Source organism: Nocardia transvalensis (assembly GCF_015477765.1).
GTDB classification, from domain to species: domain Bacteria; phylum Actinomycetota; class Actinomycetes; order Mycobacteriales; family Mycobacteriaceae; genus Nocardia; species Nocardia transvalensis_A.
In genome coordinates, this window is the sequence record NZ_JADLQQ010000006.1 from 125,733 (window position 1) to 146,118 (window position 20,386).

The 20,386-nt window shown below is 68.4% G+C and carries 11 protein-coding genes (1 of these 11 running past the window's edge); 9 read left to right on the plus strand and 2 right to left on the minus strand.

The annotated features are described in order from the left end of the window. The 5 genes from IU452_RS18540 to IU452_RS18560 form a co-directional block, all read left to right on the plus strand. On the plus strand, positions 1-9,198 hold the end of the coding sequence (locus tag IU452_RS18540) for a non-ribosomal peptide synthase/polyketide synthase (protein WP_228818228.1). The gene continues 34,809 nt to the left of window position 1, outside the view; 9,198 of the gene's 44,007 nt are visible here — the last part of the coding sequence; its start codon lies beyond the left edge, outside the window; its stop codon occupies positions 9,196-9,198. A gap of 199 nt (positions 9,199-9,397) precedes the next feature. Then, positions 9,398-10,165, plus strand: a complete 768-nt coding sequence (locus tag IU452_RS18545) for an ABC transporter ATP-binding protein (RefSeq protein ID WP_195110348.1) — start codon at positions 9,398-9,400, stop codon at positions 10,163-10,165. After that, positions 10,150-11,727 (plus strand): hypothetical protein, encoded by a 1,578-nt coding sequence (locus IU452_RS18550; protein ID WP_195110349.1) that lies wholly within the window; start codon positions 10,150-10,152, stop codon positions 11,725-11,727. Before IU452_RS18545 ends, IU452_RS18550 begins: the two co-directional genes overlap by 16 nt. A 56-nt stretch (positions 11,728-11,783) precedes the next feature. Further along, a complete protein-coding gene (locus IU452_RS18555; RefSeq protein WP_195110350.1) occupies positions 11,784-12,257 on the plus strand; it encodes a MarR family winged helix-turn-helix transcriptional regulator in 474 nt (157 codons plus the stop codon). A 72-nt stretch (positions 12,258-12,329) separates the two neighbouring features. Continuing rightward, positions 12,330-12,734, plus strand: a complete 405-nt coding sequence (locus IU452_RS18560) for a RidA family protein (RefSeq protein WP_195110351.1) — start codon at positions 12,330-12,332, stop codon at positions 12,732-12,734. Here IU452_RS18560 and IU452_RS18565 read toward each other — a convergent pair. Then, positions 12,731-13,681 (minus strand): helix-turn-helix transcriptional regulator, encoded by a 951-nt coding sequence (locus IU452_RS18565; RefSeq protein ID WP_195110352.1) that lies wholly within the window; start codon positions 13,679-13,681, stop codon positions 12,731-12,733. The two genes, IU452_RS18560 and IU452_RS18565, sit on opposite strands and share 4 nt — an antisense overlap. Before the next feature lie 64 nt (positions 13,682-13,745). Here IU452_RS18565 and IU452_RS18570 point away from each other — a divergent pair, with 64 nt between their 5' ends. Further along, positions 13,746-14,900 (plus strand): epoxide hydrolase family protein, encoded by a 1,155-nt coding sequence (locus IU452_RS18570; RefSeq protein ID WP_195110353.1) that lies wholly within the window; start codon positions 13,746-13,748, stop codon positions 14,898-14,900. Positions 14,901-14,969: 69 nt separating this feature from the next. Then, positions 14,970-15,419 (plus strand): GNAT family N-acetyltransferase, encoded by a 450-nt coding sequence (locus tag IU452_RS18575; protein ID WP_195110354.1) that lies wholly within the window; start codon positions 14,970-14,972, stop codon positions 15,417-15,419. Between the two features lie 8 nt (positions 15,420-15,427). On the opposite strand, the gene IU452_RS18580 is transcribed toward IU452_RS18575, so the two are convergent. Continuing rightward, positions 15,428-16,198 carry an alpha/beta hydrolase gene (locus IU452_RS18580; RefSeq protein ID WP_324192696.1) on the minus strand — a complete coding sequence of 257 codons (771 nt, stop codon included), beginning with the start codon at positions 16,196-16,198 and terminating at the stop codon, positions 15,428-15,430. Positions 16,199-16,330: 132 nt separating this feature from the next. Between IU452_RS18580 and IU452_RS18585 the strand changes: the two genes are divergently transcribed. Both IU452_RS18585 and IU452_RS18590 read left to right on the plus strand, forming a co-directional pair. Continuing rightward, the gene (locus tag IU452_RS18585; RefSeq protein WP_228818232.1) at positions 16,331-17,134 is read left to right on the plus strand and encodes an SDR family oxidoreductase; all 804 of its coding nucleotides are present in this window, start codon (positions 16,331-16,333) and stop codon (positions 17,132-17,134) included. A gap of 204 nt (positions 17,135-17,338) precedes the next feature. Beyond that, the gene (locus tag IU452_RS18590; RefSeq protein WP_195110357.1) at positions 17,339-20,341 is read left to right on the plus strand and encodes an alpha-mannosidase; all 3,003 of its coding nucleotides are present in this window, start codon (positions 17,339-17,341) and stop codon (positions 20,339-20,341) included. Positions 20,342-20,386: the final 45 nt, after the last annotated feature.

Consider the following 20,386-nt stretch of genomic DNA (forward strand, 5'->3'; position numbering starts at 1 on the left):
GTCGACGCCGCCGAACCGTTCGCGGATCTGCTGGCCCGCCAGCGCGAGACCGACATTCAGGCGTTCGCCAACGCCGACGTGCCGTTCGAGCGGCTGGTCGAGGTGCTGAACCCGGTCCGCTCGACCGCGCGGCACCCGCTGTTCCAGGTGGGTCTGTCGTTCCAGAACCTGGCCCGGGCCAGCCTGGAACTGCCCGGTCTGCGGGTGGCGGGCCTGGACTTCGACACCCAGATCTCGCAGTTCGATCTGCATCTGATCGCCACCGACCGCTACGGGGCGGGCGGGGAGCCCGAGGGCATCACCGGGTTCTTCACCTACGCCACCGACATGTTCGAGCGGGAGACGGTGCAGGGCTTCGTCGACCGGTTCGTGCGACTGCTCGGCGAGATCGTCGCCGCGCCGCGCACGCCGGTCGGGGACTTCGCGCTGCTGGATCCGGCCGAACGTGCCGCCGTGCTCGAGGGCCGCAACGCCACCGCGCACGCGCTTCCCACGGCTTCCGCCGAGGCGACCCTGGCCGCGCGGCTGGCCGCCACCGTGGCCGCGAATCCGACTGCCGTCGCGCTGATCGGTCCCGACGGTGCGGTGGTCACCTATGCCGAATTGGGCCGTCGGGTGAATCGCCTGGCGCGGCACCTGATCTCGCTGGGTGTGGGTCCGGAGTCGCGGGTGGCATTGGCCTTGCGCCGGTCGGTGGACCTCGTGGTCGCCATGTACGCGGTCTCGGCCGCGGGCGGTGCGTACGTGCCGGTGGATCCGGATCAACCGGCCGAGCGGACCGGCTACATCCTCGAGACGGCGGCGCCGGTGTGCGTGCTGACCAATGCCGCCTCCGATTTCGATACCGCCGCCGCACCGGTTGTCCGGATCGACGATTTCGGCCGAAAGCATGCCGGAATCATCGAAGGGGACAGCGCGGCGGCGATCACCGACGCCGAACGGCTGGCGCCGCTGCGGCCGGAGAACACCGCGTACGTGATCTTCACCTCGGGTTCGACCGGCCGCCCCAAGGGTGTCGCCGTGCCGCATGCGGCCGTGGTCAACCAGTTGCAGTGGAAGACGGCCGAATTCGGGCTGACCCCCGCGGACACCGTCTTGTTGAAGACCGCGGCGACGTTCGACCTGTCGGTCTGGGAGTTCTGGTCGGCCATCGTCTCCGGTGGCCGCCTGGTGATCGCCACGCCGGACGGGCACCGCGACCCGGCGTACCTGAACGAGCTGATGGCTCGCGAGGGTGTGACGACGCTGCACGTGGTGCCGTCGATGCTGGACGCACTGCTGGTGGAATCCGGTGGGGCGCTGCCGCGTTCGCTGCGGCGGGGGCTGGCCATCGGTGAGGCGCTGCCCGCGGCGACCGCGCAGCGGTTCCGCCGCAACAACGCCGCCGACCTGTTCAACCTGTACGGCCCGACCGAGGCAGCGGTGTCGATCACCAGTCACAAGGTGACCGGTGCCGACCGGCTCTCGGTGTCTATCGGTGCGCCGGAGTGGAACAGCCAGGTCTACGTCCTGGATTCCCGCCTGCACCCGGTCCCCGACGGCGTCTCCGGCGAGCTGTACCTCGCGGGCGCGCAGCTGGCCCGCGGCTACTTCGGCCGCCCGGACCTGACCGCGGACCGCTTCGTGGCCAACCCCTTCGGGGAACCGGGCGCTCGCATGTACCGCACCGGCGATCTGGTGGCCTGGAACGCCGACGGCGAACTGGAGTACCGCGGCCGCACCGACTTCCAGGTGAAGATCCGCGGCTTCCGCATCGAACTCGGCGAGATCGAGGCGGCACTGCTCGCGCTGCCGGAGATCGCTCAGGTCGCCGTGCTCGCCAAGCACGACGACCACATCGGCGACCGCCTCGTCGCCTACCTCGTCCCCGGTGACGCGGAACTCGATGTGGCCCAGGTGAAATCCGCACTGTCGGAGGCTTTGCCGTCCTACATGGTGCCGTCGGCCTTCGTTGTCCTCGAGGCGCTGCCGTTGAACGTGAACGGCAAGCTCGATCGCAAGGCGTTGCCGGAGCCGGAATTCGAGTCCACGACCTTCCGGGCTCCGTCGACTCCGATCGAGGAGGTCGTGGCCTCGGTCTACGCCGATGTCCTCGGTGTCGAGCGGGTCGGTGCCGACGACGACTTCTTCGCGCTCGGCGGTAACTCGCTGCTGGCCACGCAGGTGGCTGCCCGGATCGGCGCGATGCTGGACACCCGGGTTCCCGTGCGCGCGGTGTTCGAGGCGTCGACGGTTGCGGGTTTGGCCGCCAAGGCCGAACAGCAGGCCGGTGTCGGCGGCCGTCCGCCGCTGGTGGCCGGACCGCGGCCGGACCGGGTGCCGCTGTCGCTGGCCCAGCACCGGATGTGGTTCCTCAACCAGTTCGACACCTCGTCGTCGGTGGAGAACATCCCGGTCGCCATCCGGCTCTCCGGTGAGCTGAATGCGGCCGCGTTGCAGCAGGCGGTCACCGATCTGGTTGCGCGGCACGAGATTCTGCGGACCATCTATCCGGAGACTCCCGAAGGCCCGGTGCAACAGGTGCTGTCGCCTGCCGAGGTGCCGGTCGACCTGGAGCCGGTGCGCATCGGTGAGGATCGGGTGCTGCAGGAGGTGGCGGCGCTGGTCTCCGGCGGCTTCGACGTCACCACCGAGATCCCGTTCCACATCCGGCTGTTCCAGATCACCGCGACCGAATACGTCCTGGTGTTCGTGGCCCACCACATCAGTGCCGACGGCTGGTCGATGGGCCCGCTGACCCGGGACCTGATGGTGGCCTACGTGTCGCGCACCGGCGGCGAGGCACCCGCCTGGGCGCCGCTGCCGGTCCAGTACGCCGACTACTCCATCTGGCAACGCAATCTGCTGGGCTCCCAGGACGATCCGCAGAGCCTGCTGTCGACCCAGGCCGAATACTGGCGCAAGGCGCTGGCCGGTATTCCGGACGAGTTGAACCTGCCGACCGATCGTCCGCGGCCGACGGTGCAGTCGTTCGCCGGTGGACGCGTGGTCTTCCCGATCGGCACCGATCTGCACCAGGGTCTGCAGCGGGTCGCCCGCGAGCAGAACGCGACGCTGTTCATGGTCGTGCACACCGCCCTGGCGGTATTCCTGGCGCGCATGTCGGGCACCGACGACATCGCGATCGGCACCCCGATCGCGGGCCGCGGCGAGGCCGAACTCGACGACCTGATCGGCATGTTCGTCAACACGCTGGTGCTGCGCACCCACGTGCAGGGACAGCTGACCTTCGACGAACTGCTGGCCTACACCAAGGACGCGGACCTGCAGGCGTTCGCGCACGCCGACATTCCGTTCGAACGGCTGGTGGATCTGCTCGAGCCGGAGCGGTCCACGGCGCGGCATCCGCTGTTCCAGGTGGCGCTGTCGTTCGAGAACCTGCCGGAGAGCTCGTTCGAGCTGCCCGGATTGCGGGTGGAGGCCGTCGATTTCGATGTCGACACCGCCAAGTTCGATCTGTCGCTGACGATTCGGGAGTCCGCGGACGAGGCCAACGGCATGTACGCCGAGTTCTCCTTCGCCCGTGACCTGTTCGACGATGCGACGGTCGAGGTGTTCGCGCAGCGATTCACCCGCCTGCTGGAAAGCATCGTGGGCCGGAGCCGGACACCGGTCGGTGATCTGCCGATGCTGTCGCCGGACGAGTACGAGTTGCTCACCCACGTGCACGGTGACGAGGTCATGGCCACCGGCCTGCTGCCGGACCTGATGACCAACGGCCTGCGCCTGGGCGCCGAGCGGATCGCGGTCCGCTACAACGGCCGTTCGATCACCTACGGCGAGCTCGACGAGCAGTCCTCGCGGCTGGCACGGGTGCTCATCGAGCGCGGCGTCGGCCCGGAAAAGCTGGTGGCCGTGTCGTTCCCGCGCTCCTACGAGATGGTGCTGGCGGTCCTGGCGATCACCAAGGCCGGCGGCGCGCACGTGCCGGTCGACCCGACCTATCCCGAGGATCGGGTGCGGCACATGCTCACCGATTCGGCCGCGGTGCTCGGCATCACGGGGACGGCCTACGTCGAGGACCTGCCCGACGACGTGAACTGGCTGGTGCTCGACGATCCGGCGACCGACGAGCTGTGTGCGGCGCGGTCGGCCGATCCGGTCACCGACGCGGATCGGCTGGAGCCGCTGCGGATGTCGCATCCGGCGTATGTCATCTACACGTCGGGTTCGACCGGTAAGCCCAAGGGTGTCACCGTGACCCACGCGGGTCTGGGCGGCCTGGCCGACGTGGCGACCGGCCTGTACGGGCTGGAGCCGCAGCACCGGTTCCTGCACATCTGCTCGCCGAGCTTCGACCCGTCGGTGCTGGAATGGGTGTGCGCCTTCTACATCGGCGCGACCCTGGTGATCGTGCCGTCGCAGATCATCGGCGGCCCGGACCTGGCGGAGCTGTTGCGCACCGAGCAGGTGACGCACACCATCATCACCCCGGCGGTGCTGGGCACGATGGATCCGGCCGGGCAGGAGCAGCTGCTGGTCACCTCCGTCGGCGGTGACGTCACCACGCCGGAACTGCTGGCGAAGTGGCAGCCGGGCCGGAAGTACTTCAACGCCTACGGCCCGACCGAGACGACGATCATCTCCTCGTATGCGCGGCTGTTCCCGGGCCGGCACATCACCATCGGCACGCCGGTGCACGGGATGTCGGCGCTGGTGCTGGACTCGCGGCTGAACCCGGTCCCGCCGGGGGTGGCCGGTGAGCTGTACCTGGCCGGTGGTGCGGTGGCCCGTGGCTACCAGAACCGGACCGGGCTGACCGCCGAGCGGTTCGTCGCCAACCCGTGGGGTGCACCGGGCAGCCGCATGTACCGCACCGGTGACGTGGTGCGCTGGTACGCCGAACCCGAAGAGCGCCAGGGCAATCTGGCCTCGCCGTCGGTGCACTGGGAGCTCGACTACGTCGGCCGCTCCGACTTCCAGGTGAAGATCCGCGGCTTCCGCATCGAACTCGGCGAGATCGACGCGGTGCTCGGCAAGCATCCCGACGTCGAGTTCGCCTTCACCATGGGGCGCGAAACCGCCGCGGGTGCGACGATTCTGGTGTCGTACGTGCTGGGCGTGCCCGGCCGTGCGGCGGATCCGGCCCGGCTGACCGAGCATGTGGCGCGCATCCTGCCGCCGCATATGGTGCCGTCGGCGATCGTGGTGCTCGACGAGATTCCGCTGACGCCGGTGGGCAAGCTGGACCGCAAGGCGTTGCCGGAACCCGAGCTGACGCCGCGCGAATTCCGGGCGCCCGCCAGCGAGCTGGAGACGATCATCGCCGAGGTCTTCGCCCAGGTGCTGGGCGTGGAGCAGGTCGGTCTGGACGACTCGTTCTTCGCGCTCGGCGGCGATTCGATCCTGTCGATCCAGCTGGTGTCGCGGGCCAAGGCGCGCGGTGTCGTCTTCACTCCGCGCGACGTGTTCGAGCGGCGCAGTGTGGCCGCGCTGGCCGAGATCGCCACCCTCGGTGGGGAATCGGAGCGGCAGCGGTTGGCCGAACTGCCCGGCGGCGGGGTCGGCGAGATCCCGCTGACGCCGATCATGACGTCGATCCTGGCCAGTGGCTCGTCGTACCAGCGGTTCTCGCAGTCGATGGCGCTGCGGCTGCCCGACGGTATCGGCCGGGAGACTCTGATCGCGACTCTCGGCGCGGTGTTCGATCACCACGATGTGCTGCGGGCCCGATTGCGCGCCGCCCCGGCGGAGGCGACGAGCCCGGAGGCGGCAGGCTGGAAGTTCGAGGCGTTGCCGCGCGGTGCCGTCGACGTGGATGCCCTTGTGCATCGGGTCGAGGTGCCCGGCGACATCGACGACGCCGAGCTGTCGCGCGTGGCCAGTGCCGAATACGATGCGGCGCTGGGCCGACTCGATCCGGCGAATGCCGCGATGCTGCAGTTCGTGTGGTTCGCCTTCGACGGTGAAGGCCACCGGCACGATGTGCTTTTGATCGTGGCGCACCACTTCGTGGTCGACGGTGTGTCCTGGCGCATTCTGATTCCGGATCTGGCAGTGGCCTGGTCGCAGCTGGCCGCGGGCCAGTCGGTGTCCTTGCCCGCCAACGGGACCTCGATGCGGCGGTGGGCGAACGCCCTCGTCGACGCGGCGAAACAACCGGAACGGATCGCGGAACTGCCCTTCTGGCAACAGGTTTCGGCTACCCCCGACCCGCTGCTGGGTGCGCGCGAATTCGATCCCGCCGTCGACACCTTCGCCACCGTCGAACGGGTCGAGGTGACCGTCCCGGCCGAGGTGACCGATGCGGTGCTGACCGCCATCCCGGGCCTGTACCGCGGCGGCGTCAATGACGGCCTGCTGTCGGCGCTGGCGCTGGCGGTGAGCAAGTGGCGCGGTGCAACCTCCGGCGGGGCAGCCCTGGTCAAGCTCGAGGGCCACGGCCGCGAAGAGGATGTGGTCGCGGGCGCGGATCTGTCGCGCACGGTCGGCTGGTTCACCAGCGCCTATCCGGTGCGGCTGGATCTGTCCGGGGCCGATCTGGACGAGGCGTTCGCGGGCGGTAAGGCCGTGGGCGAGGTCGTGAAATCGGTGAAGGAGCAGCTGCTCGCCGTGCCCGACAAGGGTCTCGGCTACGGCCTGCTGCGCTACCTGAACTCCGAGACCGCGACGCAGCTCGGTGGTGCGGGCCAGATCAGCTTCAACTATCTGGGCCGAATTACCACTGGCGCGGGCTCTACATCAGACGGCAGCGATCTTGCTTCCCAGTTCGCAGAACTGGGGTGGGTGCCCGTCGCGGATCTGGGGCAGCTGGATGCCGATATGGATCCGGACATGCCCGCCAACGCGACCCTCGATATCAACGCGATCGTCACCGACGGCGCGGACGGACCCCAGCTGGGCGCCTCGTTCGCCTACCCGTCGGGCCTGCTGACCCGCGAGCGGGTGCAGGAGTTCGCCGACCTGTTCGTGGCGGCGCTCACCGCGCTGGCCGAACACGCCGGGCGTCCGGACGCGGGTGGTCTGACACCGTCGGATCTGCCGCTGGTCCGCGTCGACCAGTCGGATATCGAGGTGTGGGAACGGGATTACGCGCCGCTGGGTGATGTGTGGCCGCTGTCGCCGCTGCAGTCGGGTCTGTTGTTCCACGCCCTGATGACGCAGGCGACGGTCGACGTCTACACCATGCAGGCCGTGGTCGACCTCGGCGGTGCGCTGGATGTGGCGCGGTTGCGGGCGGCGGCGCAGGGCATCCTGGATCGCTATCCGAACCTGCGGACCGCCTTCGTCACCGACGCCGACGGCAATTCCGTGCAGGTGGTGCTGGACCGGGTCGAGGCGCCGTGGCGCGAGGTGGATCTGACGCATCTGCCGCAGGAGCAGCGGCTCGCGGAGCTGCAGCGACTGGTGGACGTGGATCGCCGGACCCACTTCGATATGGCCACGCCGCCGCTGATGCGGTTCACCCTGTACCGCACCGCGGAAGACCAGTGGCACCTGGGGATCACGACCCACCACATCCTGCTCGACGGCTGGTCCATGCCGCTGCTGATGCGGGATATGTTGGTGCTGTACGCGGTTCGCGGTGATCAGGCCGCGCTGCCGCGGGTGACGTCCTACCGCAACTTCCTGGGCTGGCTGGCCGGCCGGGACCGGGAGGCGTCGCTGCGGGCGTGGGCCAAGGCGCTGTCGGGTGTGGACGAGCCGACCGCTCTGGCGCCGGTGCAAAGAGGGGATGAAGGGTACGAGATCGGCAAGCTGATCACCGAGATCGACGCCGATCGCACCCGCCGCCTCACCAAGCACGCCGCCGAACTCGGCGTCACGGTGAATACGCTGGTGCAGGCGGCGTGGGGCATCCTGCTCGGCCGGCTCACCGGCCGCGGCGATGTGGTGTTCGGTGCCACCGTGTCCGGACGCCCGGCGGAGCTGCCCGGTGTGGAGTCGATGGTCGGTCTGTTCATCAACACCCTGCCGGTGCGGGTGCGCGTGGACGATCGGCTCACCATTCACGATCTGCTGCAGCGGCTGCAGCACGATCAGGCCGATCTGCTCGACCACCACTACGTGGGGCTCACCGATATCCAGCGGATCGCCGGTGCCGGAGCACAATTCGACACGCTGCTGGTGTTCGAGTCGTATCCGATGGACAAGGAGGCGATCGCCGCCGCCAGCTCCATCGACGGCATGTCGGTGACCGGTGTGGGCACCACCGACGCCACCCACTACCCGCTGACCCTGCTGGTGACCGCGGAGTCGACGATCGAGCTGACCTGGAAGTATCTGGGCAGCCGGTTCACCGCCGACGAGGTGGAGACCCTGTCCGGGCGGATGCTGCGGGTGCTCGAGGCGCTGCTCGGTGACCCGGACGCGCTCGTCGGTGATATCGACATCCTCGATCACACCGAACGCGCCCGTATCCTCGCCGAATCCGGCGTGGTGCCCGCCGCTGCCGCGTCGGGGACTGGAGGGGCGGCAGCCGGGGTAACCGGAGGGACGGCGGCGGCCCGGGTCGGTGCGCGGACGGTCGCCAAGACGCTGGGTGAGGTGGTCGAGGAGGATCCGCAGGCGCCCGCGGTGCTCGCCGATGGTGCCGAAATCCCGTACCACGTGGTGGATTCGCGCTCCTCGCAGCTGGCGCGGGTGCTGATCAGCCGGGGTGTGGGACCGGGCGATATCGTCGCCGTCGCGCTGCCGCGCTCGCTCGATGCGGTGGTGGCGCTGTGGGCGGTGCAGAAGGCCGGTGCCGCGGCGTTGTTCGCCGACGGGCTGTCCTTCGGCGAGATCGTCTCGGCCGGAGCCGGTTTCGGTATCGCCCTGGAACCGGCGGCCAAGTCGGTGCGCTGGCTGGTGCCGACCGATCCGAAGGTCCGGGCCGACCTCGCCGCCGCCCCGACCCACCCGGTCTCCTACGCCGACCGCGTCCGCCCGCTGCACGAAGACCACCCGGCCTTCGTCCTGCGCGACGCCGACGGCACCTGGTTCACCCTGACCCAGGACCAGGCCCTCGACCGCGCCCACACCCTGCGCGAAGTCAACGAGATCGACTACGAGTCGACCACGTACACCACGGCTTCCGCAGGCCCCGCGGCCCTGGCCGAATTCCTGGCCAGCGCCACGGCGGGCGCCCTGTCGGTCTTGCCCAGCGGGGAGGTCGCCGACGACCTGGGTGACGGAGAGGTCACCCACTGGTTCGTGACGGCCGACGAGGCGGTCCAATCGGGTGACGACGAGATCCGTGTGATCGTGGCGGAGTAGTGGATCCCCGCCTCCGGCCGCCCTGGGGGCGTCCGGAGGCGGGCACTCTCCGTTCGAGTTCGCCATCGACCCGATCGCCCGCTCCGCGCTGACGTCGCCTTTGTACTGGTGGGGTCGACACGCGGATCGTAGGTCCGGACGGGGAGATCGATTCCGTATGGTGGGCGGATGTCGTACGGTGGGTCGGAGGAGGGGAGTAATGGATATTGAGAGTTCCCCGGCGCTGCGGTTGACCGGGTTGTACAAGCGGTTCGGCGGGCCCTGGGTTGTCGACGGGGTGGACTTGGTGGTGCCGCCGGGGTCGTTCTTCGGACTGGTCGGTCCCAATGGGGCCGGTAAGACGACGACGCTGTCGATGGCCGTGGGGTTGTTGCGGCCCGATGCGGGGCAGTCGCATATCTTCGGGTTCGACGTGTGGTCGGACCCGGTGCATGCCAAGACCATCGTCGGCGTGCTGCCCGATGGCCTGGCGCTGCCGGAGCGGCTCACCGGGCGCGAATTGCTCACCTACACAGGGCTTTTGCGTGGAATGGCGCCCGCGACAGTGGCCGAGCGGACCGAGGAACTGCTGGCGGTCCTCGAGCTCACCGAGGCCGAGAACACCTTGGTAGTCGACTATTCCGCCGGTATGCGCAAGAAGATCGGCCTGGCCACCGCCCTGCTGCACGCGCCGAAGCTGCTGGTGCTGGACGAACCGCTGGAGGCCGTGGATCCGGTGTCGGCCAGGACGATTCGCACCATTCTGCAGCGCTTCGTCGCCGCCGGCGGGTCGGTGGTGCTGTCCAGTCACGTGATGGCCCTGGTGGAGAACCTGTGCGACAGGCTCGCGGTGATCAACCGCGGCCAGGTGGTCGCCGCGGGCACCGTCGCCGAGATCCGCGGCGAGGGCGCCCTGGAGGAGGCATTCGTCCGGCTGGTCGGTGGCCGGATCGGCGGCGACGAGGGGCTGGCGTGGTTGGCGTCCTGATCCGCATGCGATGGCGGCTCACCGTGCGCTCGATGAGCAGCGGCCGGGCCTCGGTGGCGTTCTGGCTCGGCCTCGTCCTCGGGCTGGCCGCCGCGATCATCACCGCACTGCTCATGGCGCTGGCCGGAGCCCACTGGGATGTGCGCGCCGCGACCAATGCCACCGCCGCGCTGTATGCCGTCTGGACACTGGGCTGGATCTGCGGCCCCGTCCTCGCCGGTAGCAGCGACGAAACCCTGCAGCCCGAACATTTTCGGCTGCTGCCACTGAGCTATCGCGAGCTGGCCGCGGGGCTGCTGGCCGCCGCCTTCGCGGGCCCGTCGGCGGTCGTGAACCTGATCGCCTTCGGCGGCCTGGTCCTGGTGGGCCTCCAATTCGGAGTTCTGCCAACCCTTTTCGCGGTAGTCGGCGCCATCCTGCAGCTGGCTTTCGTGGTCGTGCTCTCGCGCGTGCTGCTGGCCTGGATCGGCGCGGCCATGCGCTCGCGCCGCGGTAAGGATCTCGGGGTGGTGCTGGCCGCGATGACCGGTCTGGCGTACTACCCGCTGCAACTGCTGGTGACCTTCGTGGCGCCCCGGTTGCAGCATGCGTCGCGACCGGTGGAGTTGGCGCTGCGGATTCCGCCGTCGGGCTGGGCGCCGTATGCCGTCGAGGCCGCCGCGCGCGGCCGGTGGTGGTTCGGCCTGCTCGCCCTGGCCGGGCTGGTCGTGTTGTCGGTCGCGCTCTGGCAGGCGTGGGCGATCTTGCTGCGTCGGCGGCTCACCACCCCCGAGGCCGCCGCCGGACAGGTGCGCGGCCGCGTCGGCGAGGGTCTGCTGGATAGATTCATTCCGGCCGACCCGCTGGGTGCGGTGATCGTCAAGGAACTGCGCACCTGGTGGCGGGACGGCCGCCGCCGCGCCGCGCTGCTGCCGCTGATGTTGATCGGCGTCGTGCTGCCGATGTTCTGGGCGATACAGGGCAACGGGGGAGCCCTGCCGTTCACGGGTGCGTTCGTCGTGTGGGTGGCGGCGATGGCCAGCGCCAATATGTACGCCTTCGACGGCACGGCACTGTGGCAGACGCTGGTCACCCCCGGAGCGACCCGAGCCGACGTGCGCGGTCGGATGCTGGCGTGGCTGTTGATCGTCGGGCCGTTCGGGTTGCTGCTCACGCTGGTCCTGCCCGTCGTGGTCGGCCTGCCCAAGCTGTATCCGTGGGGTCTGTCGATCTTGCCGGTGGTGCTCGGTGTCGGTATCGGCACCGCCATGCTGCTGTCGCTGTACGCGGCGTATCCGCTTCCGCAGCAACGGGGCAACCCGTTCGCCGGTGGCGGGGGCAATCCCGGTTGTTCCCGCGGGCTGGTGCAGTTGGCGGTCGGCTTCGGTCAGCTGCTGCTGGGCGTGCCGGTCTTCGCGATCCTGGGAGTCGGTGCCTACCTGCACAATTGGCTGGTGCAGTGGTGCGCGGTGCCGGTCGGTATCGCCATCGGTCTCGCCACCGCGGCGGTGGCCGCCCGGCAAGCCGAGAAGCGCCTCGACGCTCGGGGACCGGAGTTGCTCGCCGAGGTCAAGCCGCGCTGAAGGTAGTATTCCGCGTGTCAACTATCCTCGCGGCAAGGGATTGTTAGAGTGCTCACATGCACGATGCGGATCTGTTCGACGACCCTCGGCTCACCGAGGTCGGACTGCTGTTCGAGGCCGGCCGAGGACTGCGGATGAAACTCGAGACGACGTGGACGGCGAACGGCCTGTCGCTGCTGGACTTCACCGCGCTGATGCGGCTGAGCCGTTCGCCGGGCACGCGGCTGCGCATGACCGATCTTGCTGCGCAGAGCCAGCTTTCGACCAGCGGCGTGACCCGCATGGTCGATCGTCTCGAACGCAACGGGCTGGCGCGGCGCGAGCCCGATCCCACCGATCGCCGCAGCTCCTATGCGGTCCTCACACATGCCGGGGCCGCCCGCATCGCCAAGGTGCTGCCCGAATACCTGGATGTGGTGGATCAGTGGTTCAACGGCTTGCTCACCACGCAGCAGCGCGCGGACCTCGTCGCGGGGCTGCGGATCATTCGCGACGCCACCGTTCCCGAGGCGGCGCGCGTCTCCGGCTGACACGTGCCGAAACCGTTGCCCCCCGCCTCGAACTCCGCGAACGCCACCGGCGCGAGCGGTTAGGGTGCGCCCATGACGGTTGCGACCTACTTCAATCCCGGCAATTTACCGACCAACCCGGCCTACACGCAGGTGGTGCGGGTCTCGGCCGGGGCGGACACCATCTACGTCGGCGGGCAGAACGGTGTCGACGGTGCCGGTCGGCTCGTCGGGACCGACCTGAAAAGCCAAGCCCGCCAGGCGTTCACCAATGTGCAGAGCTGCCTGCGGGCGGCCGGGGCGAGCATCGAGCACGTGGTGAAGTGGACGATCCTGGTGCAGGAAGGGGAGCCGCTGCAGGACGGTTTCGCGGCATACCGGGAGGTATGGGGGCAGCGTCCGAATCCGCCCGCCCTCACTGTCGCCCGGGTGTCGGGTCTGGCGGTACCCGGCGCCCTGGTCGAGATCGACGCCGTCGCCGCCGTTCCGGCGAGCTAATCGATCGCCGCGCTGAGGCGCTGGATCAGCCCCCGCAGGTGATCGACGAGTTCGGGTGGCTCGTGGACGCGGAACGGAAAGCCGAAAAGCCCGACGTAGACGGCAATTTCGTCCAGTGAGTTCGATCCGGTGTGCAGCAGGCAGCTGTGCTCGTCGACCGCCTCGATGACGCCGATGGTGGGTGGGATGCTGTCGGCCGCCACCGCCGCCGGCACCTCGAGGATGATGCGCGCCTGATAGCGATACGGAGCCGTGCTGATTCCCCGCGAGACGAAACCGGCCACATCGATATCGGGTGTCTCGCGCGGGGTGAACCGCGGCCCGTTGGGAATTCGCGGATGCAACCGGTCGACGCGGTAGGTGCGCCAGTCCTCGCGTTCGACGTCCCAGCCCACGAGATACCAGTGCCTGCCGGTGTGTACGAGTCGATGCGGTTCCGCGGTGCGGCGAATCTCGGCCCCGTTGTGGGTGCGGTAGTCGAACCGCACTTGCTCACGGTCGCGGATGGCGGCGGCGATCGCGGTCAGCACCTCCGGATCGACGGCCGGGGTTCCGGCCGACATCGGCACCGTCGCGGTCTGTAATGCCGAGACCCGGCTGCGCAGCCGGGTGGGCAGGATCTGCTCCAGTTTGGCGAGCGCGCGCAGCGAGCTCTCCTCGATCCCGGCGATGGTGCCGCCCGCGGCCGTGCGCAATCCGAGGGCGACGGCGACCGCCTCCTCGTCGTTCAGCAGCAGGGGCGGCAATTTCGTGCCCGCACCCAACCGGTATCCGGCCACGCCCGCGACGGCATGGACGGGATAGCCGAGGTTGCGCAGTTTATCGATGTCCCGGCGGACCGTGCGCACGTCGACGTCGAGGCGCTGGGCCAGTTCGGCGCCGGTCCAGTCCCGGGGCGTCTGCAGCAGTGACAAGAGTTCGAGTAGTCGCGCCGAGGTCTCCAACACACCGCGCATTCTGCCTCAGCGCCTAGGGCAGTAATCGTCCTAGGTCCTTCCTACCGTCGTTCTCATGAGCACAGAGATCAGCCCCTTCCGGATCGACATCCCGCAGCAGCAACTCGACGACCTGCGTGCGCGGCTCGACAGCGTGCGCTGGCCCGAGGCGTTGCCGGGCGACGATTGGGACACGGGCGTGCCGACGCACTGGCTGCGCGAACTGGTCGAATACTGGCGCACCGACTACGACTGGCGCGCGGCCGAGGCACAGGTGAATTCCTTCCCGCAGTTCACGACCGAGATCGACGGGCAGCGCGTCCACTTCCTGCACGTGCGCTCGGCCGAGCCGGATGCCGTGCCGCTGCTGCTGACCCACGGCTGGCCGGGATCGATCGTCGAATTCCTCGATGTGATCGGCCCGTTGACCGATCCGGTCGCGCACGGCGGCCAGGCCGCGGACGCCTTCCACGTGGTGATTCCGTCGCTGCCGGGGTTCGGATTCTCCGGTCCCACCAAGGATTCCGGCTGGACCGCCGAACGCATCGCGCGCGCCTGGGCCGAACTGATGCGGCGGCTGGGTTACGAGCGCTACGGCGTGCAGGGCGGTGACATCGGTGCGGGGGTGAGTCCGGCGGTGGGTCGGGTCGCACCCGAACAGGTGATCGGCGTGCACGTCAACGGTGGGCTCGACCAGATTACGCAGGTGCCGCTGCCGGAGGAGGAGTTGGCCCAGCTCACCGACCTCGAGCGTGACAGGGTGCGCCGAATCGAGGCATTCATGCGGGAGGAGTTCGGCTACATCGCGATCCAGTCGACCCGTCCGCAGACCCTGGCCTACGGTCTGGTGGATTCGCCGGTCGGTCAGCTGGCCTGGATCATGGACAAGTTCCGGGAGTGGACCCACCCGCGGAATGTCCTGCCGGACAAGATCATCGACCGCGATCGGCTGCTGACCAACGTGATGATCTACTGGCTCACCGGCACGGCCGGATCGGCGGCCTACGTCGGCTACGCGCAAGCCGAGGGCTGGGGCATGCAGCCCGCGAATTCCGGCGTGCCGACCGGCGCGATCGTCTTCGCCCACGACGTAGGCATCCGTCGTTACGCCGAAGCCGCCAACACCATCACGCACTGGGTGGATGTCGATCGCGGCGGCCACTTCGCGGCCCTCGAGGAGCCGGACCTGCTGATCGCCGACGTCCGCGAATTCTTCCGCGGCCTGCGTTGAGCAGTCGCAGCGCGGCGGCCGAACCGCTCGGCCGCCGCGCATGATCGACTGAGCGGCAAGACTGTAGGGATGACGATCCGCATCCGGCAAGCGCATCCGAACGACACTGCGGCAGTGTCGAAATTGGTCCGCACGGCCTACGCCCACTACGTCGAACGAATGGGCCGGGAACCGACGCCGATGACCGCGGATTACGCCCGGCTGATCGAGGCGGGCGAGGTGTGGGTGGCCGAGCAGGCGAATGTCATCGTAGGCATTCTCGTGCTCGAGGTGCACCCGGACCATCTGCTGCTGGAGAACATCGCGGTATCGCGGGATGTCCGCGGCACGGGCCTCGGTCGCCGACTACTCGAGTTCACCGAAAGCTTTGCGCGACAGCATAACCTGAGCGAAATCAGGCTCTACACCAACGAGGCCATGACCGAGAACATTGCCTACTACCCCCGCCGCGGATACGTCGAGACCCACCGCGCGATCGAAAACGGCCGCCGCAGAGTGTTCTTCACCAAACACCTGTGACGATCCGCTCACCCCGCACAGCGCTCCAACGCCGACACCACGGCGGGCCAGGCGGTCGAGGCGGGTTCGATCAGTTCCCGGTGTGCGATACCGGGAAGTTCGATCAGTTCGGCGCCGGTCCTCGCGCAATAGGACCGGGCTATGTCGATAGGCACGTCCTCGTCCTGATCGCCGTGGACGACGAGGGCACGGGCGGCGAGGGAACCCAGGACGGCCGGATCGGCGGCGGCGTATCGGTCCGGAAACTCTTCCGGACCGCCGCCGATCAACGCGGCCGCGGCCCCTCTGCCGCAACCCAAGCGATGGGTCATCGCCAGATCGGCGGCCGGAGCCAGCCCGAGAACGCCGGTGACCCGCGGCGGCGCCTCGGTCCGCCACGGCGCATCCGCGGGCAGGTGATGGCGGGCGGCGGCCCACAAGGCGAGGTGTCCGCCCGCCGAATGTCCGGCGTAGACGATACGTCCGGGATCGATGCGGCCGGGCAGCTCGTGGTCGATCAGATCGGGCAGCGTGTCGGCGGCCTGAGCCACATCGGTGAAGGTCAGTGGCCACCCACCGCTGTCTCCGATGCGCCGGTATTCGACGTTGGCCACCACATAGCCGAGCGGGGCGAGCGCCTCCGCGACCGGTTCGGTGATCTTCCGGTCGTAGGTGCCCGCATACCAGAAGCCGCCGTGCAGCAACAGCACCAGCGGGGCCGCGCCCGCGTCGGCGGGCAGATAGACGTCGGCGACGTTATCGGCGTCCGAGCCGTAGGAGAATGTCCTGGTAGGCGGCACGTTCCGATTATTCAAGATCATTGAGGTGATCGGGTATAACGACGCTCACATCCTCGCTGTCAGGAGTAGATATTCTCCTTTTCTTTCTCGACTGAATTCTGTTGGCTATCGGCTATGTCGTACTCACGCGATTTGTCCGGACGTGTTGCCGTCGTCACCGGGGTAAGTCGGCGACGGGGGATCGGTTTCGCGGTCGCCCGTCGACTGGCGGCGATGGGCGCACAGCTCTACATCACCCACTGGGTTCCCCACGACGAGGCCCAGCCGTGGGGCGCCGACGACATCGACTCGGTACGGCAGGAACTATCGGCGGCACCTCGGCTGATCGACCGCGGCATCGATTACGCCGATCCCGCCGCGCCCCAACGCGTCATCGACGACGCGGTCGCGGAGTTCGGGCACGTCGACATCCTGGTCGCCAACCACGCTCGCAGTGGTGGCGACGGGTCGTTGTTCGATATCGATGCGGCGATGCTCGACGGTCACTGGGCCGTTGATGCGCGCTCGGTGTTGCTGCTGACCCAGGCCTTCGCCAAGCAGTACCGCGCCGACCGCGGCGAGGTGCCGGACAGGGGCCGCGTGATCTGGATGACGTCGGGCCAGCATCTGGGCCCGATGCGGACGGAAGTGGCCTACGGGTCCGCGAAGTCGGTACTGGCAGGAATGACCGCAACGATCGCCGCGGAGTTGATCGATCGGGGCATCGTTCTCAACACCGTCAACCCCGGTCCGGTCGACACCGGATTCCTCTCGGCCGACACCACCGACCGCGATCTCGCAGTGATCGAGGAAGTCCGCGCGGCGTTTCCGCGTGGTCGGGTGGGACAGCCGGACGATCCGGCACGCTTGATCGCCTGGCTGGTATCGGACGATGCGCGCTGGGTCGTAGGCCAGGTCATCGACTCCGAGGGCGGATTCCGCAGGAGCCGATGGTAGGACCCCGATGCCTTGCCGGTGATCGCCGCCCACCCGAAGGCGCCGAGCACAATGGTCCCGATCAGGCGATTCCGCGCTTCCTGGATTTCATCGGCAACCACGATCGGATTCGAGCCTGAGCATGTCGGCTGGGGTGGCCGTCGGCACGGCGCGGAGAATGGGGGTAATTCGTCGATCACGACCGGGCCGATGGGAGCTGCCGCTATGCATGATGATCGTCGGTTGGTCGAGGACCGTCTCGGGCGGGTGCTCGGGCGGATCACTCCGGCGATCTATCCGGAGTCGGTGCCGCTGAGCACGTCCATCTGGGTTGCGCCGGATGAGCCGGTGCCGATTGCCGAGGGGTTGGCCGCGCCCCGGACGCCGATCCGGTCCGGCGACAGGTGGGGCGCGCCGTGGGGGACCAGCTGGCTCACGGTCGAGGGGACGGTGCCTGCCGCGTGGGCGGGCAGGACGGTCGAGGCGATCATCGACCTCGGTTTCGATCAGAACATGACGGGGTTCCAGTGCGAGGGACTGGTTTACCGGCCGGACGGGTCGCCGGTGAAGGGGCTGCATCCGCGTAGTCCGTGGGTGCGGGTGGCCTCACCGGCGGTCGGCGGCGAGCACGTGGTGTTGCACGTCGAGGCGGCGTCGAACCCGGTCATTCCCTTCTTCTCGCCGACCGGGCTCGGCGACAAGGCCACTGCCGGAACCGAGCCGCAGTACCGGTTCGGCCGGCTGGATCTGGCGGTCTTCGACGAAGAGGTCTGGCAGCTGGTGCAGGATCTGGAGGTGCTCGGCGAGCTGATGCACGAGATGCCCGAGGATTCGGCCCGCCGCTACGACATCGTGCGTGCGATCGAGCGCGCACTCGACGCCGTGGATCTGCAGAACGTGAACGCCACCGCCGCGGCGGCGCGCTCCCACCTGGTCGACGTACTGGCCAAGCCTGCGGTGCCGTCCGCGCACAGAATCTCCGCGGTCGGGCACGCGCACATCGACTCGGCGTGGCTGTGGCCGCTGCGTGAGACGGTGCGCAAGGTCGCGCGCACCACCGCGAATATCACCGCGCTGCTGGCCGACGAGCCCGAGTTCATCTTCGCGATGTCCCAAGCGGCACAATACGACTTCATCAAACGGCACCGGCCCGAGGTCTACGCGAAGGTGAAGCAGGCGGTGTCGGAGGGACGGTTCGTGCCGACCGGCGGCATGTGGGTCGAGTCCGATACGAATATGCCGGGCTCCGAGGCGATGGCGCGGCAATTCGTGCACGGTAAGCGGTTCTTCCTGGAGGAGTTCGGTATCGACAACCGGGAGGTATGGCTGCCCGACACCTTCGGATTCGCCGCCGGGCTGCCGCAGATCATCAAGGCCGCCGGATCCGAATGGCTACTGACACAGAAGATCTCCTGGAGCCAGATCAACCGGTTCCCGCACCACACCTTCCTCTGGGAGGGGATCGACGGAACCCGGATCTTCACCCATTTTCCGCCGGTCGACACCTACAACTGCTCCATGCATGGCCGCGAGATCGCGCATGCCGCAAGGAATTTCAAGGACAAGGGCCGCGCATCGATGTCGCTGGCGCCGACCGGCTGGGGCGACGGCGGCGGCGGGACGACGCGGGAGATGGTGGCCAAGGCCGCCAGGATGAAGAACCTCGAGGGCTCGCCGAAGGTGTCGTGGGACAAACCCGCCGACTTCTTCGCCCGCGCCGAGGCCGAGTACCGGAATCCGCCGGTGTGGGTGGGGGAGCTGTACCTCGAGTTGCATCGCGCCACATTGACGAGTCAGGCGAAGACCAAACAGGGTAACCGCCGCAGTGAGCACCTGCTGCGGGAAGCCGAGCTGTGGGCCGCGACGGCGGCGGTGCGCACGGGCGTCGAGTACCCCTACGCGGAACTGGACCGGATGTGGAAGACGGTGCTGCTGAACCAGTTTCACGACATCCTGCCGGGCTCGTCGATCGCGTGGGTGCATCGGGAAGCGGAGCAGACGTACGCGGCGGTGGCCGAGGAGCTGACGGCGATCATCGAGCGGGCCCAGTGGGTGCTCGGCGGTGAGCGGGTGGGACCCAACATCTTCAATCCGACGCCGCACACGTGGCGATCGGTTCCCGCCGGTGGAGCCGCGCCGGCGGAGCCGGACACACCGTGCTCGGTGGCCGAACGGGTCGACGGCGGGTTCGTCCTCGACAACGGCCTGGTGCGGGTCGAAGTGGATGCGCGTGGGCTCGTCGTGTCGGTGTTCGACCTCGTCGACGAGCGTGAGACGCTGCCGCCGGATTCGGCCGCGAACCTGCTGCAACTGCACCAGGACCTCCCCAATTCCTGGGACGCATGGGATGTCGACCTGTTCTATCGAAACCGGGTCACCGACCTCGACGAAGCGGATTTCGTTGTAGCGGAGCATGATTCGTCCGCGGTCCGGATCGGCCGCTCGTTCGGGTCCTCCAAAATCGAACAGACCCTGGCGCTGCGGGCGGGAGAGCGCAGCCTCGATATCGAGACCACTGTCGACTGGCACGAGACCGAGAAGTTCCTCAAACTGGCCTTCCCCCTCGACATCCACGCCGACCGCTATGCCTCCGAGACCCAGTTCGGACATCTGTTCCGGCCCACCCACACCAACACCAGCTGGGAGTACGCGAAGTTCGAAGCCTGCAACCACCGGTTCGTCCACTTCGCCGAGCCGGGCTGGGGTGTGGCGCTGGTCAACGATTCCACCTATGGCCACGACGTCACCCGCACCGTCCGGGCCGATGGCGGGACGACGACGACACTGCGGGCTTCGCTGTTGCGGGCGCCCCGATTTCCCGATCCGAAAACCGATCACGGGACGCATCATTTCCGGCATTCGCTGGTCCCGGGCGCCTCGATCGGGGACGCCGTGCGTGCCGGGTACCGCATCAACCTCACACCGCTGCGACCGGGTGTCGCCGAAGCCGTCGAGCCGCTGTTCACCATCGATAACGATGCCGTGGTGACCAGCGCTGTCAAACTCGCCGACGACGGCAGCGGCGATGTCGTGCTCCGCGTCTACGAGGCGCACGGTGGCCGGGCCTCGGCGCTGGTGGCGCCCGGTTTCGAGGTCGACGGGTTCCAGGTCTGCGATTTGCTGGAACGGCCGTTGCCCGGGGACGGCGCCGCGGTCCCGGAGGGCACGGGAGTTCGTTTGCGGCTGCGGCCTTTCCAGCTTGTCACACTCCGGTTCACCCGTCGATAACGGCAGTGACAAATACTTCCGTCTGGTAGATCTGACGTATGCGTT